The sequence below is a fragment of the Pseudomonas sp. ATCC 43928 genome (assembly GCF_005938665.2).
Classification (GTDB): Bacteria; Pseudomonadota; Gammaproteobacteria; order Pseudomonadales; family Pseudomonadaceae; genus Aquipseudomonas.
Genome location: NZ_CP041753.1, coordinates 986,192 through 1,011,416, shown reverse-complemented (window position 1 = coordinate 1,011,416; position 25,225 = coordinate 986,192). Strand labels below are relative to the sequence as shown.

Genomic DNA, 25,225 nt, shown 5'->3' with positions numbered 1-25,225 from the left:
CCAGCGAGGCGACGCGCCACGGCACATCGGACAGATTCCGGCGTCTGCCACCGCCCCTCAATGGCTCGGCCAGGTACCCTCTTCCAGCTCCAGCATTAACCCGCTCAAGCGCTTGACCTTGCGCCGCACGGCCTCTTCGAATACGCCGGCTCGAGGCTCAATCAGGGTGAACCAGTCCTTGGCCCGGGTTATCCCGGTATAGATCAGTTCCTTGGTAAGCACAGGATTCAAAGCATCCGGCAGAATCAACGCCGTATGGGCAAATTCCGAGCCTTGGGATTTGTGCACGGTCATGGCATACACCGTGTCGACATCGTTGAGTCGGCTTGGCAGGACAAAGCGCACACCGCCCTGCCCGTCATTACGCGGGAAGGCCACACGCAGCACGTGCCGCCCGGCCTCCGGGCCTTCACGCTCCGGCAGCTTGAGGGCAATGCCAATGTCACCGTTCATCAAACCCAGGCCATAGTCGTTGCGGGTCATCAGCACGGGCCGACCTTCGTACCACTGATGGTCGCTGTCGATCAGCCGTGCCTTGAGCAGCGCGTCGGTCACGCGCTGATTCAAACCTTCCACGCCCCAAGGCCCTTTGCGTACGGCACACAACAGCTGGAAAGCGTCGAAGGCCTGCAGCACCACGCGAGCCCAATCAGCCCAGCATGGATCGTCGAGCGGGCGGTCGAGCGATGGTCGCTGGCTGCGCAAAAGACTCAGGTAATGCCGATAACCTTGCGGCCCCCCGCCATGGCCCTCGAGCAACAAGCGCTCCAGCGCCCGGTCCTGCTCACCCTTGAGGGGCAGGGAAAATACGTCGTCATGACCTGCAGCGGCCAATAACTTGCGCGCGTCCTCGGGATGCTGTTGGTTGACCCAACGGGCCAACTGACCAATGCCGCTACCCTCGCCGAAGCGCCGTGAGTGGCGCAGCATCACGACTTGCTGGGCCAGTGGATGCGCGCCTTGGGTGTCTTCCCGCAAACCGCTGGCATCGAGGCGCTCACCGCTGACCGCCTCCAGCCACTGGCGGGTCTGCGGGCTGTACCAACCGGCTTCGGCATCACGACACAGATCGCCCAGTACGGCACCGGCCTCTACCGACGCCAGTTGGTCCTTGTCACCGAGCAGCACCAGACGAGCATGGGGCGGCAACGCATCGAGCAGGTTGGCCATCATTTCCAGGTCGATCATCGAGGCTTCGTCCACCACCAATACATCCAGCGGCAAGCGATTACCCGCGTGGTGACGGAAATGCCGGGTACCGGGACGACTGCCGAGCAAACGGTGCACGGTGGTCACATCCGACGGGATCTTCTCGCGCACCGTTTCAGGCACTTTCAGGGTTTGAACCTGCTGGCTGATGGACTCGGTCAATCGTGCGGCAGCTTTGCCGGTGGGTGCCGCGAGACGAATACGCAACGGTTTACCGGCCTCCACTGCGGGTGCCTGGAGCAATGCAAGCAAGCGCACAACCGTGGTGGTCTTGCCGGTTCCCGGGCCGCCGGTGACGATGCTGAATGCACTTCGGGTAGCCAGGGCACACGCGAGCTTCTGCCAGTCGATCACTTCATCAGACCTGGCTGGACCGAACAGAGCGGTCAGGCGTTGGGGCAAATCACCCGGCGTTGCTTCGTGTGCCGCCAGGCGCTGGCGCAGCGCGTGGTCGATGCGCCGTTCGTAAGCCCAGTAGCGGCGCAGGTACAGGCGCTTGCCCGACAGCACCAACGGCCGGTGTTGCGCAGCCTCACGCCCATCGACGGCCAGAGCCACCAGACGACTGGACGCCAGGACCTTGCACCAATGGGCACCGTCCAGCGCCTCAAGCAATTGCGACGGCAGCAACATCGCCCCGCTTTGCACATCACCCTCCGGCGGCAGCGACAGGGCAAAATCCGGCTCTTTCAGTGTTTCGAACAGATCCAGGCAGACATGACCGTGACCCAGTTGGTGACTGATCAACGCGGCGGCCAGCAGCACCAGCGGATCATCGTCGGGAGCGAGCTCGTGGAGAAACGCGACGAAGGCCTTGTCCAGCGCCCGCAGCCAGCCGCGTTCGACCCAGCGCGTGAGCAGCAGCAACAAGTCATCTGCGCGGCTCAACGGGGCCAGGTCCGCCAGACTTTCGGCCGCCAACGGCGTAGGCAGCAAATCGGCGAAAGTGCGACTCATAGCAATACTCCCTGTTCCCAGGCGGGTTCGGCCTTGGGCTCTGGCTTGCCTTGGAACAACCGGTCCAGGCGCTCGATCAGCTCCCGTGGCGGACGGGCAAAATACACACCCTGGCTGGCCGCTCGAGTACCGCGAAGAAACAGATACAACGCTCCACCGACATGCCGCTCGTAATCGTAATCGACCAGCCGAGCCTTAAGCTGGCGATGCAGGGCGAGCAGGTACAGTACGTATTGCAGGTCGTAACGGTTATCGAGAATCGACTGCTCCATGGCCTGCTCGGTATAGGCCGCGTCATCGACGCCCAGCCAGTTGGATTTGTAGTCAGCGACGTAGTAACGGCCTTCATGCTCGAACGTCAGGTCGATGAAGCCTTTGAACATGCCATTGAGCAGCACCGGTTCGGCGGCCACCCGGGCCACGCCGTGATGGGTGTATTGACGCACAAGCTCATCGAGCTTGAGTACATCGACTTTATGACTGGCGAACCAGAACTCCATCTCGACCCGGTATTGAGTCAGTTGCTCGAACACCACCGGCGCCTGCCCGCCACCGATGTGCAATGGGGATTTGAGCAAGTGCTGCAACCAGCCGCTCAGCGTGGTGATCCAGCCTTCCCAGCCACGGCGGTTGCAGCGACGGGCGATCGCGTCTTCCACGGTTTGCGGTGCAGCGGCAAAACCTTCGTCACCGGCCCATTCGAGCAATCCATGAAGAAAAGTGCCAGGGTTCGGACCACGAGGGAATCGATGAATATCAGCACCGCCAGCGGCGACTTCTCGTGGCGCTTCAGGATCAAGGCGTTCATCATCAAAGAGCTTTTGTGCTTGCGCGCTCTCCGGTGCTTCGTCACTGCCCACGCTCAGACTGTCACCAATGCGTAAGGCGCTGTAAGAAGCGATCCACCAGTTTTCACTGGCCTTGCGCCGGGGTATCAGCGGGGCCAACAACGTCGCTTCATTGCGTGGCGGATGGTAATGCTCGGCGGTCGCGTCAGGCATTTCACCGTAGTTCAGCGCCGCACAGTCTTGCTGCAGGTCTTCCAGCCAACGACGCAGCCCTGCCGACTCAGCCAATTGCGCACCACCGCCCAGCAGATAACCCAATGCCGAAAGGTGCAGGACCGAGCCGTTGTTATTGCCGCGCTTGAGATCAGTCACACCCAGCCAGCACGCATGTTGTGCCCGGGTCAGGGCCACATAGAGCAAACGAAGGTCTTCAGCCAAACGTTCATCGTCGGCTTGGGCGATCAACTCGGCCGTCGGCTTCAAGCTCACCTGCGCCTTGCCCGCGGCATCGTGGTAATACAACGGCAGACGACTGCCATCCACCGGTTTTGCCGAGCAGATGAACGGCAGAAACACCAACGGATATTCAAGCCCTTTGGATTTGTGGATGGTCACGACCTTGACCAGTTGCTCGTCGCTTTCCAGGCGCAGGATCTGTTCTTCGCCAGCCTGACCAGACAACGCCAGATGCTCGGACAAATGACGGATCAGAGCTTGCTCGCCATCGAGTTCAGCGGCGGCCTGCTGCAGCAACTCGGACAAGTGCAGCAGGTTGGTCAATATCCGCTCACCATCGCTGCGCGCGATCAACGCCTGGGGCAGCTGAAAATCATGTAGCAATCGCCGCAACATGGGCAGCACGCCCTGTTTGCGCCAGAGCTCGCGATAACCGCGGAACTGCATGACCCGTGCTTCCCAGGCCAGTTCGTCCTGGTTCAGTCGCTCCAGTTCAGCCAGTGAAAGGTTCAGCGTGATGCAGGCCAGCGCGGCACGCAGGGGACGTTCGACATCCGGCTCGGCACAGGCCTTGAGCCACGTCAGCAGATCATGGGCCTCCTGCGCGGCGAATACCGAGTCCTTGTCTGACAGGTAAACACTGCGCACACCGCGAGCGGAAAGTTCGCCGCGCACGGCCTGGGCCTCTTTGCCGTCGCGCACCAGAATCGCGATATCCGCCGGCAGCAGGCCTCTGAGACCCTTACCATCCTGTATGAAGCCCGCACGCCCCTGCTGACCGCCATTGAGCAACGCAGTGATCTCACTGGCGCAGGCGGCGGCCAATTGTTGTCGATACACCACACCGGACAGTGGCTGGTCAGAGGACAAATGCCAGATGTTCAGGGCAGGCACAACCTGCCCCTCAATGTGCAGGACTTCTTTGCGCCCTTGGGACTCCACGGGCAGAAACGGTACCGGGTTCTCGCCACTCTTCTCCCGGAACAGGAACGCGCCGCGCCCCTGCTCGCGAGATTCTGCGCGCTGGAACACATGGTTCACCGCGTTGACCATGCCATGACTGGAACGGAAATTTGTGCCCAGGGTATGCAGGCGGCCAGTGGTGGCTTGCCGGGCGCGCAGATAGGTATAGATATCGGCACCGCGAAAGGCATAGATCGCCTGCTTCGGGTCGCCGATCAGGAACAGGCCGGATTCAGGGTTGTTGTCTTCGATGCGATAAATGCTCTCGAAGATTCGGTACTGCACCGGGTCGGTGTCCTGAAACTCGTCGATCAGCGCAACCGGGAACTGTTCGCGGATCAAGGTCGCCAGACGCTCACCGCCATCGGACTGCAACGCTGCATCGAGACGCAGCAGCATGTCATCGAAACCCATTTCCGCGCGACGACGCTTTTCTTCCTCGAACCTAACACCGACCCAGTGGGCGGCATGTTGCAGCACGGCGGCATCGGGGGTCGGCAAGCCATCGAGACTGGCCTTGAGGCCGGGCATCGCATCGAGACCGGGATGACGGGGAGCTTCACCTTTCCAGGCTTCAGCCATGCCATCGGGAGTCAGGCGAGTGAAGCCGGTGCCAATGTCCAGTTGCTCCAGAGATTCGTCTTCGGCCCAGGCCCGGAGCTTTTCGAACCAGGGTTCGAAGTAGCGCGCCTGCATCTTGCGACCATCGACGCTTTTGCTCGCGACGCCCTGATGACAGATGGCAAGCAGCTCATCGGCCCATTGGCGCCAGGGCATCTTGAGCTCGAGCAACGCGGCCCGTCGTTCCTCCAGGCACTCGGCGATCAACTCGGCAGGTTCTTTACCTTCAACGCTGTCACGCTCGCTGGCGAACAATCCACGCACTCGCGGCAACAACGCTGCCGGGCCACCCCAGTTGCCGCGAACCCAATTCAGCGCATCGCCTTGCATCGGATAGCAGAACAGTCGCCAGTAGTCGCGCAGGACTTCGCCAAGCAAATCACTGTGATCGGTTTCCAGGGTCTGGGTGAACAGGCTGCCACTGTCGAATGCATGTTCGCGCAGCATGCGCTGGCACCAACTGTGGATGGTCGATACCGCCGCTTCATCCATCCACTGGGCGGCGATGTCCAGGCGATTTGCACAGCCGGGCCACTGCTCAGGGAGGTATTGCTCGCGCAACTCCGCAATCAGGCCATCCGGTGCCGGTGTCTCATCGCGGAAAAAACGCGCAGCTTCAGCCAGTCGCGTACGAATACGTTCGCGCAGTTCTTTGGTCGCGGCATCGGTGAAGGTCACCACGAGGATTTGCGGCGGCAGCAATTCACGGCCAAAACCACTCGACTCGTCGCCATGACCAAGGACCAGACGCAAGTACAGCGCAGAAATGGTGAAGGTCTTGCCCGTCCCGGCGCTGGCTTCGATCAGTTGGCTTCCACGCAGGGGGAATGCCAGGGCCAGCGGTGTTTTCGTGGTCATGAGCGCGCCTCCTCGCTGGTCAATGAACGCCAGGGAGCCTCAAGCAGCGGCCGATACAAAGCGTCGCACCAATCGGGGAAGGTCTCGTCGGCAATCAGGACATCGTAGTCGGCGTATTGCCGAGCGAGTGCCGGGCTTTCGCGGCGCTCGCCATCAGTGGTCTGGCGATCGCCTTCATAGGCCTTGCGGGCGGCGGCGTCAGCCTTGACCGGATCGGTTTGAGCCAGCCAGGCGAAGGCTGTTTTTACGGCAATCGGCAACGGCTGGCGCATGCCCGTTTGCCAGGCCAGCAACAGATTACCCAAGGCATCAAGTGCTGCATCCTTCGCCAACGGAGCCAGTAACAGACTGTCGTCGCTGGCCACCAACGCGGTGGTCATCGACATCCCGCCGGCACAGGCAACCAGGTGATTGATCCATGGTCGTGTCAGACGATGCCATTTGCGGGTTTTGAGTGAGCCGATGCTGTTGGGAATCGTGGTGACCGACAGCAAGCCACCGTCCGCGCGTTGATGCAGGCCACTGAGCCAGCCCTCCAGGCGCAGCCCATGCAGTTCCAGACTCACCGGCAACGCGCTGGTGAGCGGGGTCGGCCATAACGCCAGGAGCTGCTGATAGCGCTGCAACAGATCCGGCAACGGCTCGATCAACTCTCGCTGCAGACATTCGCCGAAACCGGCCATGGGCAAGAGCCCGCTGTTCTGCAGACGTTTCGCCTGTGCTTCCAGTACCTGATCGATTTGGTCCAATTGCCCGAGCGCTGCTTCGAGCAAGCTGTCGCTGAGGCTATAGCGTTGCAGCGCGTCGAGTACAAATGGCTCTTCATCCGCCAAAGGCGCTTCGGCAGCCTCGAAGAACACTTTGAGTCGCTGACTGAAGAAATGCCGTACCGGATTGCGCAGAAAATCCTGCAACTGACCCAGGCTCAGCGGCTCGTCCTGAATATAGGGCTCAAGAACCTCGATGGCAGGCGTCAAACCGCTGGACTGATGAAGTACCTGCCACTCGCTGGCGTAGCTGAACAAATCATCGCCTTCATGGAAGTAGCGTGCACTGAAGGGTTGCAGCGGATGTTCCTGAGTCATGGACTCAAGCAGATCAGCCTTGTCATCGTGCAATCGCCAACCGCTGGCGAGATGATCACGTAGCTGTCCTATCAATACCGAAGCCGGGCGCTCACTGTTGTCCCGAATACTGCGGCCGACCCAGCTGATATAGAGTTGGTCCCGCGCCGACAACAAGGCTTCCAGTAACAGATAGCGGTCATCTTCACGCCGGGAACGATCGCCGGGCCGGTAGTCGCTGCCCATCAGGTCGAAGTCCAGTGGCGGCTGCGCGCGAGGGTAATCGCCGTCATTCATGCCCAGCAGGCAGACCAGTTTGAACGGGATCGCTCGCATGGGCATCAGGGTACAGAAGTTGACGGCACCGGCGAGAAAGCGCTGAGACAAGCGACCTTGGTCGAGGCCAGCCAGCCAGGCTTCACGGACTACGGTCAGTGGTAACTCGTCCTGCAAGCCTACTGACTCGCAGGTCTCAAGCCAGGTCTCGCGCAACTCTTCGAGTTGAGCCAATAAATAGTCGTCATGTTCGTTACTGGCCTGGAAGAACAACTGCACCAGTGCTTGCAAGCGGATGCCCCAGAGTTTGGGCGACGCAGGTTGGGTGAGCTCCTGGTGGGCAATCTCCAGTGCATCCAGCAGTGCGACCAAAGGACCTATGAGCGCAGCATCCAGGCCACCGATCTCGTCGTAGGGTTCAATACCCTCGCAGGCACTGGCGCTGCCCACGGCATAACCAAGCAACATCCGTCGCAAGCCGAAACGCCAACTGTTTTGCTCCAGTTCTTCCGGCAGGCCCAGACCCGCACGCTGCTCGGCATTCATCCCCCAACGGATACCTGCGCCTTCGATCCAGCGGTGCAAGGTCGGCAGGTCACGTTCCTCTACGCCAAACCGAGCGCGTAATGCCGGAACGTCCAGCAGATCGAGAATTTCACTGACGGGGAAACGACTGTCAGGCAGCTTGAGCAGATGCTCGACAGCGATCAGTAGCGGGTCCCTGCCGCGCTGGCCTTGGTCCGCGAGCGTGAAGGGAATGAAGCGTGGATCGTGGCGATCAAGCTGACCAAAGACAGCGCGGATGTGGGGGGCGTAACTGTCGATGTCTGGAACCATCACGATCACGTCACGAGGCCTTAAGTCTGGATCAGCACTGAATCGTGCGAGCAGCTGATCGTGGAGAATCTCCACTTCGCGTTGAGCGCTATGGGCGATGTGAAAACGGATCGATTCGTCCTCTGTCAGATCGACTGCTGGCCAACTCTCGCGAGTTTCGTTCAGGGGGCGCAATTCCAGGATGTCGTCCTGCAACTGATTGAGCATGCTCTGAGGCTGGTTATCGCTGAAAAGGTCGATGCGCCCATCGCGAAATGCCGAGCGATAGCTGTTGGGATCGTCGTAACTGTCGAGCAGATTGATGTAGTCCCGCCCCTGCTTGCCCCACGCCGCCAATAGCGGGTGGGCATGTTGATGGAGCGTTTGCGGATCAAGCACAACCGGCATGCCACGCTTGCGAGCCTGGCGTTTGTATTGATGCCGCAACAGGTCTTTATCGGCGACGATGTCCGCCCAATGGTGGCGACATGGGTTGTGTACGCACAGCAAGACCTGACTGAATCGAGCCAGCCCGGCAAGTGCTTCCAAGGCTTGAGCTGGCAGTGAAGAAATCCCGAAAACAATCACCCTGGAAGGCAATCCACTGGGCGCGCTGTCGAGACTATTGATACGCTCGATAAAGCGTTGGTGGACACCCGCGCGGCTTTGCGCCATGCCTTGTGCACCGACATCCAGCAACAGCGCACGCCACAGCTCTGCTTGCCAGCAGTTGGCCGGAGTCAGGGCTTTGGCTTCGCCTCTGCCATTTCGTAATTGGTGACGGCCTTCTGCCCAGTCTTCGAGCCAGTCCGCCCTGTACACCTGATATTGGTCGAATAGATCGGCCAGCCGCTCCGCCAATTGATAGCGTTTGCGTAAGTCGGTGTCATTCGTAAGGAAGCGCTGCAGGGGTTCGAAGTGCGGTTGGTTGATCAACTGTGGCAGCAGACGCATCAGGCGCCAGGTCAGCGGGGCTTTATCGAGCAGGGACTTGGCCGGGATTTCGTCACGTCCCAGCACCATGCGATAGAGCTGCCACATGAAGCTGCCTGGCAACTGCACATCGATGGCGGCAGCGATTCCGCAGCCGCCCATGCCGTCATCTTCTGGGTCCTCGGCCAGTGCCAGCTTCAGCCATTGGGCGATGCCGTTGCTCTGCACCAGGGCGATTTCATTTTCCAAGGGAGCCAGCGGGTAGCGCCGCATCCAACTGACCACCAGGCTGCGCAGCTCGTCCAGGCGGTTGCCGTGAACCACCATAAAACCAGCACTGAGGGACGTAGCGTCCGGCATAAAGGCTTCCTTGGGAAAATACAAAAGCTAGGGCCGAACCTTAGCACTGTCGGCAGACCGTGACAGCCGGGACCGTTCCGATGTTGCTGTACGAACTTTCCTGCGGACAAAACAAAACCCCTACCTGCATACGCAGATAGGGGTTTCGGAATTTAATCTTGACGATGACCTACTCTCACATGGGGAAACCCCACACTACCATCGGCGATGCATCGTTTCACTTCTGAGTTCGGGATGGGATCAGGTGGTTCCAATGCTCTATGGTCGTCAAGAAATTCGGGTACCGAACCGTCTTTCGACGCTTCAGCAAATTGGGTATGCGATAGTTTATGCGGCTTTTGTGAATGCTTGCGAACTTTCGGTTCATTGCGTCTTCACACACCGCAATCTGGTGTCCTTTCGGATCAGCAAATTGCTTGGGTGTTATATGGTCAAGCCTCACGGGCAATTAGTATTGGTTAGCTCAACGCCTCACAGCGCTTACACACCCAACCTATCAACGTCGTAGTCTTCGACGGCCCTTCAGGGGACTCAAGGTCCCAGTGAGATCTCATCTTGAGGCTAGTTTCCCGCTTAGATGCTTTCAGCGGTTATCTATTCCGAACATAGCTACCCGGCAATGCCACTGGCGTGACAACCGGAACACCAGAGGTTCGTCCACTCCGGTCCTCTCGTACTAGGAGCAGCCCCTCTCAAATCTCAAACGTCCACGGCAGATAGGGACCGAACTGTCTCACGACGTTCTAAACCCAGCTCGCGTACCACTTTAAATGGCGAACAGCCATACCCTTGGGACCGGCTTCAGCCCCAGGATGTGATGAGCCGACATCGAGGTGCCAAACACCGCCGTCGATATGAACTCTTGGGCGGTATCAGCCTGTTATCCCCGGAGTACCTTTTATCCGTTGAGCGATGGCCCTTCCATACAGAACCACCGGATCACTAAGACCTACTTTCGTACCTGCTCGACGTGTCTGTCTCGCAGTCAAGCGCGCTTTTGCCTTTATACTCTACGACCGATTTCCGACCGGTCTGAGCGCACCTTCGTACTCCTCCGTTACTCTTTAGGAGGAGACCGCCCCAGTCAAACTACCCACCATACACTGTCCTCGATCCGGATAACGGACCTGAGTTAGAACCTCAAAGTTGCCAGGGTGGTATTTCAAGGATGGCTCCACGCGAACTGGCGTCCACGCTTCAAAGCCTCCCACCTATCCTACACAAGCAAATTCAAAGTCCAGTGCAAAGCTATAGTAAAGGTTCACGGGGTCTTTCCGTCTAGCCGCGGATACACTGCATCTTCACAGCGATTTCAATTTCACTGAGTCTCGGGTGGAGACAGCGCCGCCATCGTTACGCCATTCGTGCAGGTCGGAACTTACCCGACAAGGAATTTCGCTACCTTAGGACCGTTATAGTTACGGCCGCCGTTTACCGGGGCTTCGATCAAGAGCTTCGCGTTAGCTAACCCCATCAATTAACCTTCCGGCACCGGGCAGGCGTCACACCCTATACGTCCACTTTCGTGTTTGCAGAGTGCTGTGTTTTTAATAAACAGTCGCAGCGGCCTGGTATCTTCGACCGGCGTGGGCTTACGCAGCAAGTGCTTCACCCTCACCGGCGCACCTTCTCCCGAAGTTACGGTGCCATTTTGCCTAGTTCCTTCACCCGAGTTCTCTCAAGCGCCTTGGTATTCTCTACCCAACCACCTGTGTCGGTTTGGGGTACGGTTCCTGGTTACCTGAAGCTTAGAAGCTTTTCTTGGAAGCATGGCATCAACCACTTCGTGTTCTAAAAGAACACTCGTCATCAGCTCTCGGCCTTAGAATCCCGGATTTACCTAAGATTCCAGCCTACCACCTTAAACTTGGACAACCAACGCCAAGCTGGCCTAGCCTTCTCCGTCCCTCCATCGCAATAACCAGAAGTACAGGAATATTAACCTGTTTTCCATCGACTACGCTTTTCAGCCTCGCCTTAGGGACCGACTAACCCTGCGTCGATTAACGTTGCGCAGGAAACCTTGGTCTTTCGGCGTGGGTGTTTTTCACACCCATTGTCGTTACTCATGTCAGCATTCGCACTTCTGATACCTCCAGCAAGCTTCTCAACTCACCTTCACAGGCTTACAGAACGCTCCTCTACCGCATCACCTAAGTGATACCCGTAGCTTCGGTGTATGGTTTGAGCCCCGTTACATCTTCCGCGCAGGCCGACTCGACTAGTGAGCTATTACGCTTTCTTTAAAGGGTGGCTGCTTCTAAGCCAACCTCCTAGCTGTCTAAGCCTTCCCACATCGTTTCCCACTTAACCATAACTTTGGGACCTTAGCTGACGGTCTGGGTTGTTTCCCTTTTCACGACGGACGTTAGCACCCGCCGTGTGTCTCCCATGCTCGGCACTTGTAGGTATTCGGAGTTTGCATCGGTTTGGTAAGTCGGGATGACCCCCTAGCCGAAACAGTGCTCTACCCCCTACAGTGATACATGAGGCGCTACCTAAATAGCTTTCGAGGAGAACCAGCTATCTCCGAGCTTGATTAGCCTTTCACTCCGATCCACAGGTCATCCGCTAACTTTTCAACGGTAGTCGGTTCGGTCCTCCAGTCAGTGTTACCTAACCTTCAACCTGCCCATGGATAGATCGCCCGGTTTCGGGTCTATTCCCAGCGACTAGACGCCCTATTAAGACTCGCTTTCGCTACGCCTCCCCTATTCGGTTAAGCTCGCCACTGAAAATAAGTCGCTGACCCATTATACAAAAGGTACGCAGTCACCCAACAAAGTGGGCTCCCACTGCTTGTACGCATACGGTTTCAGGATCTATTTCACTCCCCTCTCCGGGGTTCTTTTCGCCTTTCCCTCACGGTACTAGTTCACTATCGGTCAGTCAGTAGTATTTAGCCTTGGAGGATGGTCCCCCCATATTCAGACAAAGTTTCTCGTGCTCCGTCCTACTCGATTTCATTGACAAGAGATTTTCGCGTACAGGGCTATCACCCACTATGGCCGCACTTTCCAGAGCGTTCCGCTAATCTCAAATCAACTTAAGGGCTAGTCCCCGTTCGCTCGCCACTACTAAGGGAATCTCGGTTGATTTCTTTTCCTCAGGGTACTTAGATGTTTCAGTTCCCCTGGTTCGCCTCTTGCACCTATGTATTCAGTACAAGATAACCATCTTATGATGGCTGGGTTCCCCCATTCAGACATCTCCGGATCAAAGTCTGTTTGCCGACTCCCCGAAGCTTTTCGCAGGCTACCACGTCTTTCATCGCCTCTGACTGCCAAGGCATCCACCGTATGCGCTTCTTCACTTGACCATATAACCCCAAGCAATCTGGTTATACTGTGAAGACGACATTCGCCGAAAATTCGCATGCTCAATTAAGAGCAACTCACAAATTTTACCTTAGCCTGATCCGTTACCAGTGAAAGTAACGTTCAGTCTATCTTTCTATCACATACCCAAATTTTTAAAGAACGATCTAGCCAAAGACTAGAAATCAACATTCACCATCATCACGATGGAATGCTCATTTCTAAGCTTTCAACAACAGAAGCAGTAGTGGTGGAGCCAAACGGGATCGAACCGTTGACCTCCTGCGTGCAAGGCAGGCGCTCTCCCAGCTGAGCTATGGCCCCGTATTTCTACAGGTATTCCCACACAAAATTGGTGGGTCTGGGCAGATTCGAACTGCCGACCTCACCCTTATCAGGGGTGCGCTCTAACCAACTGAGCTACAGACCCAATTTCGGGCTGCTTCGTATCGTCTTCTTCAATGAATCAAGCAATTCGTGTGGGAACTTATGGAGCAGCTGATGTCGTCGATTAAGGAGGTGATCCAGCCGCAGGTTCCCCTACGGCTACCTTGTTACGACTTCACCCCAGTCATGAATCACACCGTGGTAACCGTCCCCCCGAAGGTTAGACTAGCTACTTCTGGTGCAACCCACTCCCATGGTGTGACGGGCGGTGTGTACAAGGCCCGGGAACGTATTCACCGCGACATTCTGATTCGCGATTACTAGCGATTCCGACTTCACGCAGTCGAGTTGCAGACTGCGATCCGGACTACGATCGGTTTTATGGGATTAGCTCCACCTCGCGGCTTGGCAACCCTCTGTACCGACCATTGTAGCACGTGTGTAGCCCAGGCCGTAAGGGCCATGATGACTTGACGTCATCCCCACCTTCCTCCGGTTTGTCACCGGCAGTCTCCTTAGAGTGCCCACCATAACGTGCTGGTAACTAAGGACAAGGGTTGCGCTCGTTACGGGACTTAACCCAACATCTCACGACACGAGCTGACGACAGCCATGCAGCACCTGTCTCAATGTTCCCGAAGGCACCAATCCATCTCTGGAAAGTTCATTGGATGTCAAGGCCTGGTAAGGTTCTTCGCGTTGCTTCGAATTAAACCACATGCTCCACCGCTTGTGCGGGCCCCCGTCAATTCATTTGAGTTTTAACCTTGCGGCCGTACTCCCCAGGCGGTCAACTTAATGCGTTAGCTGCGCCACTAAGAGCTCAAGGCTCCCAACGGCTAGTTGACATCGTTTACGGCGTGGACTACCAGGGTATCTAATCCTGTTTGCTCCCCACGCTTTCGCACCTCAGTGTCAGTATCAGTCCAGGTGGTCGCCTTCGCCACTGGTGTTCCTTCCTATATCTACGCATTTCACCGCTACACAGGAAATTCCACCACCCTCTACCATACTCTAGCTCGACAGTTTTGAATGCAGTTCCCAGGTTGAGCCCGGGGATTTCACATCCAACTTAACGAACCACCTACGCGCGCTTTACGCCCAGTAATTCCGATTAACGCTTGCACCCTCTGTATTACCGCGGCTGCTGGCACAGAGTTAGCCGGTGCTTATTCTGTCGGTAACGTCAAAACAATTACGTATTAGGTAACTGCCCTTCCTCCCAACTTAAAGTGCTTTACAATCCGAAGACCTTCTTCACACACGCGGCATGGCTGGATCAGGCTTTCGCCCATTGTCCAATATTCCCCACTGCTGCCTCCCGTAGGAGTCTGGACCGTGTCTCAGTTCCAGTGTGACTGATCATCCTCTCAGACCAGTTACGGATCGTCGCCTTGGTGAGCCATTACCTCACCAACTAGCTAATCCGACCTAGGCTCATCTGATAGCGCAAGGCCCGAAGGTCCCCTGCTTTCTCCCGTAGGACGTATGCGGTATTAGCGTTCGTTTCCGAACGTTATCCCCCACTACCAGGCAGATTCCTAGGCATTACTCACCCGTCCGCCGCTCGCCACCAGGTACAAGTACCCGTGCTGCCGCTCGACTTGCATGTGTTAGGCCTGCCGCCAGCGTTCAATCTGAGCCATGATCAAACTCTTCAGTTCAAACATCTTTGGGTTTTTAAGAAACCCTAAACTTGGCTCAGCAATCGTTGGTTACATCTTTGATTTCTCGCGGAGTAACTTGTGATGCTGATAATCTTGTTGACTATCAGTCTGACTCCACAAGCACCCACACGAATTGCTTGATTCAGTTGTTAAAGAGCGGTTGGTTAAGAGCTTTCGTCTCAACCGAGGCGCGCATTCTACAGCAGCCCCTGTTGCTGTCAAGCGGTTATTTTCAGAAGCTTTCAAAGTTTCCTTTGCAACTTCAACCACTTGCGCTTCCGATCTCTCGTTAGCGGGAGGCGAATTCTACAGCGTTAGTCGCTGCTGTCAACACCTCTTTTTCTCCGCTTTCGACCGAGAAGATCGAACCGTCAATAAGGCGACAACATCATGCCCTACCAACTCCTTCTGGCTTCGATGAACTGAAGCGTAACCGCTGTCGAAAACTGCGTAACTCGTTGTTTACCAAGGAGTTTTCCGTTTCGACTGCGCCGGAAGTGGGGCGAATTATAGACGTCCAGGATCTGCCGTCAACCTCTAATTTCACATTTCTGTCATATCGGTCAAAACAGCCCGAAAACACAAAGGCCGACCTCTAGAGGTCGGCCTTCTGCCCTTCTACTTACAAGCTAGGGAATGCGAATTGCGAAGCTTCATGGCTTGCCCGTTGCGGCCAGCGCTGGGTAATAGCCTTGCGACGGGTATAGAACCGCACGCCATCCGGGCCATAAGCATGCAGATCGCCGAACAGCGAACGCTTCCAGCCGCCAAAGCTGTGATACGCCACTGGCACCGGCAACGGTACGTTGACGCCGACCATACCCACTTCGATCTCATCGCAGAACAACCGCGCCGCTTCCCCATCACGGGTAAAGATGCAGGTGCCATTGCCATACTCGTGATCATTGATCAGTTGCATCGCCTCTTCCAGGCTGTTGACCCGGACGACGCACAGCACCGGCCCGAAGATCTCTTCTTTATAGATGCGCATCTCTGGCGTGACGTTATCGAACAGGCAACCACCGAGGAAGAAGCCGTCCTCATGACCGGCCACGCTCAGACCACGACCGTCCACCACCAGCTTCGCACCGGCGGCTACGCCGTCTTCAACATAACCGCTGACCTTGTCCCGCGCCTGACCGGTGACCAGAGGCCCCATGTCCAGGCCACAAGTTGTACCAGCGCCGATTTTCAGTGCCTTGATCTGCGGTGTCAGTTTGGCCACCAACGCATCCGCCACCTGGTCACCGACACACACGGCCACCGAAATCGCCATGCAGCGCTCACCGCACGAACCGTAAGCGGCGCCCATCAACGCGCTGACCGCGTTATCCAGATCCGCATCCGGCATCAATACCGCATGGTTCTTCGCCCCGCCCAGCGCCTGGACGCGTTTGCCGCGCTTGGTGCCTTCGGCGTAGATGTATTCGGCAATCGGCGTCGAACCGACGAAGCTCAACGCTTCGACTTCCGGCGCTTCAATCAGTGCGTCCACTGCGGCCTTGTCGCCATGCACCACACTCAGCACGCCTTTCGGCAGGCCGGCTTCCAGTAACAATTGAGCGATCAGCAGCGTGGAGCTTGGATCGCGCTCGGACGGCTTGAGGATAAAGCAGTTGCCACAGACGATCGCCAACGGATACATCCACAGCGGCACCATGGCCGGGAAGTTGAACGGGGTAATGCCGGCCACTACGCCCAATGGCTGGAAATCCGACCAGGCATCGATGTTCGGCCCGACATTACGGCTGTACTCACCCTTGAGGATTTCTGGTGCCGCGCACGCGAACTCGACGTTCTCGATCCCGCGCTTCAATTCACCGGCAGCATCTTCCAGGGTCTTGCCGTGTTCTTCGCTGATCAGTTGTGCGATGCGGGATTCGTTCTGTTCCAGCAGTTGCTTGAAACGGAACATCACCTGAGCGCGCTTGGCCGCTGGCGTATTGCGCCAGGCCGGGAACGCAGCCTTGGCCGAGTCGATGGCTTTCTGAATGGTTTCGCGGCTGGCCAACGGCAGCTTGTGGATAACCTGGCCGGTGGACGGGTTGAACACATCGGCCGTGCGACCGTCTTCGGTCACCAGTTCGCCATTGATCAAATGCGGGATGAGGCTCATGCGGGGCTCCTGAAATTGTCCACAGGCGTCCTTTGAAAGGACGCCTTTATATAGAAGAGGGAATCAGTCGATCTTGTTCAGCACTTCGCCGACTGCATCGAACAGACGATCAAGGTCCTGCGGCTTGCTGTTGAAGGTTGGGCCGAACTGCAGGGTGTCGCCGCCGAAGCGAACGTAGAACCCGGCTTTCCACAGCGCCATGCCAGCTTCGAACGGACGCACGATGGCATCGCCGTCGCGAGGTGCAATCTGGATCGCACCGGCCAACCCGTAGTTGCGAATGTCGATGACGTTCTTGCTGCCCTTCACACCGTGCAGTGCGTTTTCGAAATGCGGTGCGACTTCCGCCACGCTCTGCACCAGGTTTTCCTTTTGCAGCAGGTCGAGTGCCGCCAGGCCTGCGGCGCAAGCCACCGGGTGCGCGGAATAGGTGTAGCCGTGCGGGAATTCCACCGCGTACTCAGGCGTCGCCTGGTTCATGAAGGTCTGGTAGATCTCGGAGCTGGCAATCACCGCGCCCATCGGGATCGCGCCGTTGGTGACTTGCTTGGCAATACACATCAGGTCCGGAGTGACACCAAAGCTGTCGGCACCGAACATCGAACCGGTACGACCGAAACCGGTGATCACTTCGTCGAACACCAGCAGGATGTTGTGCTGATCGCAGATCTCGCGCAGACGTTTGAGGTAACCCTGCGGCGGAACCAGCACGCCAGCGGAGCCGGCCAATGGCTCGACGAATACCGCTGCGATGTTCGAGGCATCGTGCAGTTCGATCAACTTGAGCAATTCATCCGCCAGCGCGATACCACCCTGCTCCGGCATGCCACGAGTGAAAGCATTGCTCGCCAACAAGGTGTGCGGCAGATGATCGACATCCATCATCGCCTGACCGAACAGTTTGCGGTTGCCGTTCACGCCGCCGAGGCTGGTGCCGGCGATGTTCACGCCGTGATAACCACGAGCGCGGCCAATCATCTTGGTCTTGGTCGCCTGGCCTTTCAGGCGCCAGTAGGCACGCACCATTTTCACCGCGGTATCTGCACATTCGGAACCCGAATCGGTGAAGAACACGTGATTCAGATTGCCCGGGGTCAGGTCGGTGATTTTCTCGGCCAACTGGAACGACAGCGGGTGACCGTACTGGAAGCCCGGCGAGTAATCGAGAGTGCCCAATTGCTTGGCCACCGCCTCCTGGATTTCCTTGCGGGTGTGCCCGGCGCCGCAGGTCCACAGACCCGAGAGCGAATCGTAGACCTTGCGGCCCTTGTCGTCTGTCAGCCAACTGCCCTCGGCCGCCACGATCAGGCGCGGGTCGCGCTGGAAATTGCGGTTCGCGGTGTAGGGCATCCAGTGAGCGTCAAGCTTGAGCTGGCTGGCCAGGGAAGTCGGGGCGTTTTCAGGCACGTTCATGGGCAAAACCTCGCAGGGCAAAATAAGCGGCGTGGAGATCAAAAGCGTTCTTGCAGCTAAATTGCCACGGGGATAAAGTCGGTGAAATCCAACTTTTCTAACCTTCAGTCAGGCCCGGACTAAACTATGAGTACCCGTCGCCCCGATCCGCTGGCGCAAGTCAGTGACTTTGATATCCGCCTGCTGCGGATTTTTCGCAGCGTGGTGGAGTGTGGCGGCTTCTCCGCGGCGGAATCGGTGCTGGGTATCGGTCGCTCGGCCATCAGCCAGCAAATGAGCGATCTGGAGCAACGCCTGGGGCTGCGCCTGTGCCAGCGAGGTCGCGCGGGGTTTTCCCTGACCGAAGAAGGCCGTGAGGTCTACCAATCTGCGTTGCAGCTATTAAGTGCGCTGGAAAGTTTCCGCACCGAGGTCAACGGCCTGCACCAACACTTGCGCGGCGAATTAACCATCGGCCTGACCGACAACCTGGTCACCCTGCCCCACATGCGCATCACCCACGCCCTGGCCCAATTGAAGGAACGCGGCCCCGACGTGCAGATCCAGATCCGCATGATTGCGCCCAATGAAGTCGAACAAGGCGTGCTCGACGGTCGCTTGCATGTCGGCGTGGTGCCGCAAGCCAGCGCGTTGTCGGGGCTGGAGTATCAGCCGCTCTACAGCGAACGCTCGCTGCTGTATTGCGCGGTCGGCCATCCGCTGTTCTATGTCGACGACAAACAACTGGATGATGAGCGCCTCAACAGCCAGGACGCCATCGCCCCGACCTTCCGTTTGCCCGCCGAGATTCAGGCCCATTACCAGGCGCTCAATTGCACCGCCAGTGCGTCGGATCGCGAGGGCATGGCCTTTCTGATCCTGACCGGGCGCTACATTGGTTACCTGCCGGATCACTACGCCAGCCTCTGGGTGCAGCAAGGCCGTTTGCGTGCACTGAAACCCAAGGCACGTTTTTATGACCTGAACCTGGCATCGGTTACACGCAAGGGCCGTCGCCCGCATCTGGTTCTGGAGAGTTTTTTGGAGAGTCTGGCGGCGACTCGCTGAAAGCTTGTGGGAGCGGTGCCCAAGGTTTTATCGCCATAGGACTTGTCTGAGGCCCGTGGGTGCGCTATCAACGCATCTGGTTGCACCCATCTACCTGTTCGGAAGTGCCTATGACCTTTGAAGTCCCAGCCCACGGCGGCAAACCCGCCGGCCGCATTCGTCAGAAGAACGAAGAGACCATCATCAAAGCCGCCGAAGACGAGTTCGCCCGTCACGGGTTCAAAGGCACCAGCATGAACACCATCGCGCAAAAAGCCGGGTTGCCCAAAGCGAATCTGCATTACTACTTCACCAACAAACTAGGTTTGTACGTGGCGGTGCTGAGTAACATCCTTGAATTGTGGGACAGCACCTTCAATACCCTGACCGTCGAGGACGATCCGGCAGAAGCATTGACCCGATACATTCGCGCAAAAATGGAATTCTCCCGGCGCCAGCCACAAGCTTCGCGGGTCTTCGCCATGGAGGTCATCAGCGGCGGTGATTGCCTGACCGAGCATTTCAACCAGGACTACCGCACCTGGTTTCAAGGTCGGGCCGCGGTGTTCCAGGCGTGGATCGACGCCGGCAAAATGGACCCGATCGACCCGGTGCACCTGATTTTCCTGCTGTGGGGCAGCACCCAGCATTACGCCGACTTTGCCACGCAGATCTGCCGTGTCACCGGGCGCACCAAGTTGACCAAGCAAGACATGGAAGACGCCGGCAGCAACCTGATTCGCATCATTCTCAAAGGCTGCGGCCTGACGCCGGCTATTTAAGACACCCATGCCTTTTACCCTCAGCGGTTTTTGCGAATACCGCGAAGAGATTCGCAAAAGCCGCTTCATCGCCCTCGCCGCGCCGATCGCCAGCGCAGCCGATGCCCAGGCGTTCATCGAGCAACACAGTGATTTGAACGCCTCACACAATTGCTGGGCCTGGAAGCTCGGCGATCAATACCGCAGCACTGACGATGGCGAACCCGGTGGCACCGCTGGCCGGCCGATCCTTGCGGCGATTGAAGCGCAGGATTGCGATCAGGTCGCGGTCGTAGTGATCCGCTGGTATGGCGGCATCCAGTTGGGCACCGGCGGCCTCGCCCGAGCGTACGGCGGCAGTGCCAACAAATGCCTGCAAGGGGCACCGAAAGTCGAGTTGATCAGTCGGGTGCCGGTCAGTTGTGCCTGTGCATTTGGCGAGTTGGCGTTGGTGAAGCTTCGGGTCGCGGAGCTGGGTGGTTTGGTGGTGGAGGAAACCTTCACGGCCAATGGTGTGGAACTGCAATTGGCGATTGGCGACGGGCAGATAAGTACGCTGCAAACGCAGCTGGCGGACTTAAGTCGCGGGCGTATTTTGTTGCAGCGTTAAGATCAAAAGATCGCAACCTTCGGCAGCTCTACGCGCCTGTGGCCGCTGCGATCTTTTGGGGCACCCCGATTTTCTTTGCTCTCGACACTTGCCCACATCTGCTGTGCACCCGGCTGTGGATAACCTGAGCACATTCTGCTGTAACCCTTCTGTCATGCGGCTTTGCGGGCTTTGCTCATTTTTCGTCCAACTCGCCATCCGCGACGTTTATTCCACGTAAAAACAATCAGTTAGAGTGGTTTATCGCCATTAGAAGAAAGCCCCCCAGTGCTTATGCCCACACGGTCGGCTTGCGCACAGATACTGTGGAACAAGCTGTGGATAACCCGTTCATGGCTGGCGCAGCCCCATGCCTGACAATGCCTGCAGCCTATTGCTCGTTTTTTGACCAATTGATCGCGCGCAAAACCGGAGCCTGATCAAAAACCTTGCCCTCAAGTGGTGCCTCTTTAGGAGTTGGAATAGGTCGAGACAGCGTCCGCAACGCCTGTGCCAGCGGGCTTTTGTCGATTTCCTGACTCAATGGCCAGGAAATTGCTTTATCCACAGGCATATCCTTTTGCGACCCGAGCCTGTCATGTCCAACCCCGCGCCTTCCCCCGATCAAACACCCCGCCTGCAATTGCGCAGAATCAGCAAACGTTACCCCGGTTGCCTGGCCAACGATGCCATCGACTTGAGCATTGCGCCCGGTGAAATCCACGCCCTGCTCGGCGAAAACGGTGCGGGCAAAAGTACCCTGATGAAGATCATCTACGGCGTCACACACGCCGACTCAGGGGAGATGATCTGGCAGGGCCAGCGCGTGACCATGCGCAATCCGGCCCAGGCCCGCAGCCTCGGGATCGGCATGGTGTTCCAGCATTTCTCGCTGTTCGAAACCCTGAGCGTGGCGCAGAACATCGCCTTGGCGATGGGCGCTGCGGCCGGTACGCCGAAGCAGCTTGAACCGAAAATCCGCGAGGTGTCCCAACGCTATGGCATGGCGCTGGAACCGGAGCGACTGGTCCACAGCTTGTCCATCGGCGAGCGTCAGCGGGTGGAAATCATTCGCTGCCTGATGCAGGACATCCGCCTGCTGATTCTCGATGAACCGACGTCGGTACTGACCCCGCAAGAGGCCGACGAATTGTTCATCACGTTGCGCCGACTGGCCGCCGAGGGCTGCAGCATTCTGTTCATCAGCCACAAGCTCGGCGAAGTGCGTGCGTTGTGCCACAGCGCCACGGTGTTGCGCGGCGGACGAGTGGCCGGGCATTGCGTGCCGGCCGAGTGTTCGGACCAGCAACTGGCGCAGTTGATGGTCGGTGAAGCCGCTGAGCTGATTACTGACTATCCGAAGGTCAGGGGGGCTGATGCGTTTCTGAACGTGACCGGATTGTCCTGGCACAACCCGGACCCGTTCGGCTGCTCGCTCAAGGGCATTGATCTCGAGGTGCGCAGCGGCGAAATCGTCGGTGTCGCCGGGGTGGCCGGCAATGGCCAGGATGAGTTGCTGGCCTTGCTTAGCGGTGAAGAACGGCTGCCGGGAAATGACGGGGCGAAAATCAGTTTCGGCGGGCAACCGGTGGCGCACCTGCGGCCGGATGCACGACGCAAACTCGGCCTGGCCTTCGTCCCCGCCGAGCGTCTGGGGCATGGCGCGGTACCGGAACTGAGCCTGGCGGATAACGCCCTGCTCACCGCATTTCAACAAGGGCTGGTCAGCAATGGATTGATCCAGCGCAGCAAAGTCGAGGCACTGGCCGAAGACATCATCCGCCGCTTCGGGGTCAAGACACCCGATGCCCAGGCAGCGGCTCGCAGCCTGTCTGGTGGCAACTTGCAGAAATTCATCCTCGGCCGGGAAATCCTTCAGCAACCCAGGTTGTTGGTGGCCGCGCACCCGACCTGGGGCGTGGACGTCGGCGCCGCCGCGACCATTCACCGGGCGCTGATCGCCTTGCGCGACGCTGGGGCGGCGATCCTGGTGATCTCCGAAGACCTCGACGAACTGTTCCAGATCAGCGATCGCCTCGGCGCCCTGTGCGGCGGCCGGCTGTCGGCACTGCAAGCCACCGTCGACACCCGCCTGATCGATGTCGGCGGCTGGATGGCCGGCCAGTTCGATGCACCCCAATCACCTGCACCCGTAACGTTTTAACGGAGTTTCACATGCTGCTTTCTCTCGAACCCCGTGGCCAGCAATCGCGCCTGATGTTGTGGTGCTCGCCGTTGCTGGCGGCTGTGTTGACCCTGGGCTGTGGCTCATTGTTGTTTATCGCGCTGGGCCACGACCCGTTGCTGACCTTGCACACCTTGCTGATTGCACCGATCAGCGACCTGTACGGGGTCTCTGAGTTGTTGGTCAAAGCATTGCCGATTCTGCTCTGTGCATTGGGCCTGGCAGTGGCGTATCAGGCACGGATCTGGAACATCGGCGCCGAAGGTCAGTTGCTGCTCGGCGCCTTGGCCGGCAGTGCATTGGCGGTGAACATCATCGACCTGCAAAGCCGTTGGGCGCTGGTGTTGATCCTGCTCACCGGCACCCTGGCCGGTGCCGCATGGGCCGGGCTGACGGCATGGTTGCGCACACGCTTCAACGCCAATGAAATCCTCACCAGCATCATGCTCAATTACATCGCTTTGAACCTGCTGCTGTTCTGCGTTCACGGGCCGCTGAAGGATCCGGCCGGGTTCAACTTTCCGGAGTCGGCGATGTTTGGCGATGCCAGTCGTTTGCCGCTGCTGATGGAGGATGGTCGGGTCCATGCGGGCGTGTATTTCGCCTTGCTCGCGCTGGTTGCGGTGTGGGTGTTGTTGCAGAAGAGCTTTGTCGGTTTCCAGATCAAAGTGCTCGGGCTGGACAAGCGCGCGGCGGGTTTTGTCGGCTTTCGCGAGAAGCGGCTGATCTGGCTGGCGCTGTTGATCAGCGGTGGCTTGGCGGGGCTGGCCGGGGTTTGCGAAGTCACCGGGCCCATTGGACAACTGGTGCCGCAGGTTTCGCCGGGTTATGGCTATGCGGCGATCACCGTGGCGTTTCTCGGGCGGCTGAATCCCATCGGCATTCTGTTTTCCAGCCTGTTGATGGCGCTGCTGTACATCGGTGGCGAAAGCGCGCAGATGAGCATGAACCTGCCGCAAGCCATCACTCAATTGTTCCAGGGGATGATGCTGTTTTTCCTGCTGGCCAGTGACGTGCTGATTCTCTACCGACCACGTTTGAACCTGCGCTGGGTACGGCGCACCTCGACCACCGCCGTACAAGCAGGAGCCTTGTGATGGATATCGATCTGCTGAGCAATATTTTTTATGCCATGGTTCGCTGTGGCACACCGCTGCTGCTGGTGGCGTTGGGCGAGTTGATCTGCGAGAAGAGCGGCGTCCTCAATCTTGGGCAGGAAGGCATGATGCTGTTTGGGGCGGTGATCGGTTTTATCGTCGCCCTGAACAGCGGCAACCTCTGGCTCGGCGTGTTGCTGGCGATGTTCGCCGGGATGTTGCTGTCGTCGCTGTTTGCCCTGGTGGCGCTGGTGTTCAACGCCAACCAGGTGGCGACAGGGTTGGCGTTGACGATCTTCGGCGTGGGCCTGTCGACCTTCGTTGGCGCTGCGTGGGTCGGCAAACCGCTGGCGGGTTTCGAGCCGCTGGCGATTCCTTATCTGAGTGAAATTCCGCTGATCGGGCGGATGCTGTTTGCCCAGGACCTGCTGGTGTATCTGTCGTTTGCCTTGTTTGCGCTGGTGGCCTGGGTGATTGTGAAAAGTCGCGTCGGGTTGATTATTCAGGCGGTCGGCGAAAGCCCGGACGCCGCCAGTGCAATGGGCTTGCCGGTGTTGCGCGTGCGTACGCTGGCGGTGCTGTTTGGCGGGGCGATGGCGGGGTTGGCGGGGGCATATTTGTCCCTGGCCTATACGCCGATGTGGGCGGAGAACATGAGCGCCGGTCGCGGCTGGATTGCCCTGGCGCTGGTGGTGTTTGCCAGTTGGCGAGTGTGGCGGTTGCTGCTTGGAGCTTATCTGTTCGGTCTCGCCAGCATCCTGCATTTGGTGGCGCAGGGGTTGGGGCTGGCGATTGCGTCGAGTCTGCTGGCGATGCTGCCGTATGTCGCGACCATTGTGGTGTTGGTGCTGCTGTCCCGGGATGCCGTGCGCACACGATTGTATGCGCCGGTGTCGTTGGGGCAGCCGTGGCGGGCGGGGCATTAAGTGGTGGCCCGCGAAGGCGTACGAACAGGCAACGCTTGGGCCACACCCCACATTAGTTCAAAGACCAGGAAAATCGCCAATAGTAAACTCGCCCCATGGGCCAGGGCATAAGCCTGCCAAGCCGAAAACAAGAGCCGTCCCACCGCGTCATACCGCCCAAACACTTGCTGCGGATCGCGAATCCGCAACACGGCCCACACGCACACAATCGAGCCCAACAGATTCGCCATCAACATGTGCACCGGCTCGAACGGCGGTAGCTCGCCGGGCAGATTGAAAGTCTGACTCAGGTTTAACAGCACGCCATGCAACGCCGTAAAACTCCACGGCGTGGCAAATGCCGCCGTGACGATCAGGTCGTACCACGCGCTGCCACGCACCAGTTGACGATATTGCGTTGAAGTCCACATTGGCATTGCTCCATACATTCAGGGAGCAAC

Annotated in this window: 13 protein-coding genes, 2 tRNA genes and 3 rRNA genes; 6 read left to right on the top strand and 12 right to left on the bottom strand. The window is 58.2% G+C overall.

Going from position 1 to position 25,225, the window contains the following annotated elements; genetic code table 11:
• Positions 1 to 57: 57 nt before the first annotated feature.
• The 10 genes from recD to FFH90_RS04460 all read right to left on the bottom strand — a co-directional run bounded on the left by recD (position 58) and on the right by FFH90_RS04460 (position 18,201).
• Complete coding sequence (gene recD, locus FFH90_RS04505; RefSeq protein ID WP_138866742.1) at positions 58 to 2,166, bottom strand: exodeoxyribonuclease V subunit alpha; 2,109 nt, start codon at positions 2,164 to 2,166, stop codon at positions 58 to 60.
• Positions 2,163 to 5,852, bottom strand: coding sequence for an exodeoxyribonuclease V subunit beta (recB, locus tag FFH90_RS04500; protein WP_138866741.1), 3,690 nt, complete (start codon positions 5,850 to 5,852; stop codon positions 2,163 to 2,165). The genes recD and recB overlap by 4 nt, the downstream gene beginning before the upstream one ends.
• On the bottom strand, positions 5,849 to 9,301 hold the full coding sequence (recC, locus tag FFH90_RS04495) for an exodeoxyribonuclease V subunit gamma (RefSeq protein ID WP_138866740.1): 3,453 nt from the start codon (positions 9,299 to 9,301) through the stop codon (positions 5,849 to 5,851). Before recC ends, recB begins: the two co-directional genes overlap by 4 nt.
• Positions 9,302 to 9,457: 156 nt before the next feature.
• Positions 9,458 to 9,573 (bottom strand): 5S ribosomal RNA (gene rrf / locus FFH90_RS04490).
• 155 nt (positions 9,574 to 9,728) lie between these two features.
• A 23S ribosomal RNA gene (locus tag FFH90_RS04485) occupies positions 9,729 to 12,620 on the bottom strand.
• Between the two features lie 246 nt (positions 12,621 to 12,866).
• Positions 12,867 to 12,942, bottom strand: a tRNA-Ala gene (locus FFH90_RS04480).
• 29 nt (positions 12,943 to 12,971) lie between these two features.
• Positions 12,972 to 13,048 (bottom strand) — tRNA-Ile (locus FFH90_RS04475).
• A gap of 82 nt (positions 13,049 to 13,130) precedes the next feature.
• Positions 13,131 to 14,669 (bottom strand): 16S ribosomal RNA (locus tag FFH90_RS04470).
• The 16S, 23S and 5S rRNA genes sit together here with 2 tRNA genes alongside, the layout of an rRNA operon.
• A gap of 625 nt (positions 14,670 to 15,294) precedes the next feature.
• On the bottom strand, positions 15,295 to 16,788 hold the full coding sequence (locus FFH90_RS04465; RefSeq protein ID WP_138866739.1) for a CoA-acylating methylmalonate-semialdehyde dehydrogenase: 1,494 nt from the start codon (positions 16,786 to 16,788) through the stop codon (positions 15,295 to 15,297).
• A 63-nt stretch (positions 16,789 to 16,851) separates the two neighbouring features.
• Entirely contained in the window at positions 16,852 to 18,201 is a 1,350-nt protein-coding gene (locus FFH90_RS04460; RefSeq protein ID WP_018928366.1) for an aspartate aminotransferase family protein, read from the bottom strand.
• Between the two features lie 126 nt (positions 18,202 to 18,327).
• On the opposite strand from FFH90_RS04460, the gene FFH90_RS04455 reads away from it, so the two are divergent.
• From FFH90_RS04455 to FFH90_RS04445, 3 genes are all read left to right on the top strand, one after another.
• A complete protein-coding gene (locus FFH90_RS04455) occupies positions 18,328 to 19,248 on the top strand; it encodes a LysR family transcriptional regulator (RefSeq protein ID WP_138866738.1) in 921 nt (306 codons plus the stop codon).
• Between the two features lie 110 nt (positions 19,249 to 19,358).
• Positions 19,359 to 20,009 (top strand): TetR/AcrR family transcriptional regulator, encoded by a 651-nt coding sequence (locus FFH90_RS04450; protein WP_018928367.1) that lies wholly within the window; start codon positions 19,359 to 19,361, stop codon positions 20,007 to 20,009.
• Positions 20,010 to 20,016: 7 nt separating this feature from the next.
• Positions 20,017 to 20,598 carry a YigZ family protein gene (locus FFH90_RS04445; protein WP_019582316.1) on the top strand — a complete coding sequence of 194 codons (582 nt, stop codon included), beginning with the start codon at positions 20,017 to 20,019 and terminating at the stop codon, positions 20,596 to 20,598.
• A gap of 370 nt (positions 20,599 to 20,968) precedes the next feature.
• Here the strand turns inward: FFH90_RS04445 and FFH90_RS29920 are convergent, their stop codons facing one another.
• Positions 20,969 to 21,145 carry a hypothetical protein gene (locus tag FFH90_RS29920; protein WP_155943496.1) on the bottom strand — a complete coding sequence of 59 codons (177 nt, stop codon included), beginning with the start codon at positions 21,143 to 21,145 and terminating at the stop codon, positions 20,969 to 20,971.
• A gap of 30 nt (positions 21,146 to 21,175) precedes the next feature.
• Between FFH90_RS29920 and FFH90_RS04440 the strand changes: the two genes are divergently transcribed.
• The 3 genes from FFH90_RS04440 to FFH90_RS04430 are packed head-to-tail and all read left to right on the top strand — an operon-like array spanning position 21,176 to position 24,785.
• Positions 21,176 to 22,741 (top strand): ABC transporter ATP-binding protein, encoded by a 1,566-nt coding sequence (locus FFH90_RS04440; RefSeq protein ID WP_138866737.1) that lies wholly within the window; start codon positions 21,176 to 21,178, stop codon positions 22,739 to 22,741.
• Positions 22,742 to 22,752: 11 nt separating this feature from the next.
• Positions 22,753 to 23,859, top strand: a complete 1,107-nt coding sequence (locus FFH90_RS04435) for an ABC transporter permease (RefSeq protein WP_018928370.1) — start codon at positions 22,753 to 22,755, stop codon at positions 23,857 to 23,859.
• Entirely contained in the window at positions 23,859 to 24,785 is a 927-nt protein-coding gene (locus tag FFH90_RS04430) for an ABC transporter permease (RefSeq protein WP_019582313.1), read from the top strand. Before FFH90_RS04435 ends, FFH90_RS04430 begins: the two co-directional genes overlap by 1 nt.
• On the opposite strand, the gene FFH90_RS04425 is transcribed toward FFH90_RS04430, so the two are convergent.
• Positions 24,782 to 25,195, bottom strand: a complete 414-nt coding sequence (locus FFH90_RS04425; RefSeq protein WP_138866736.1) for a hypothetical protein — start codon at positions 25,193 to 25,195, stop codon at positions 24,782 to 24,784. The two genes, FFH90_RS04430 and FFH90_RS04425, sit on opposite strands and share 4 nt — an antisense overlap.
• Positions 25,196 to 25,225: the final 30 nt, after the last annotated feature.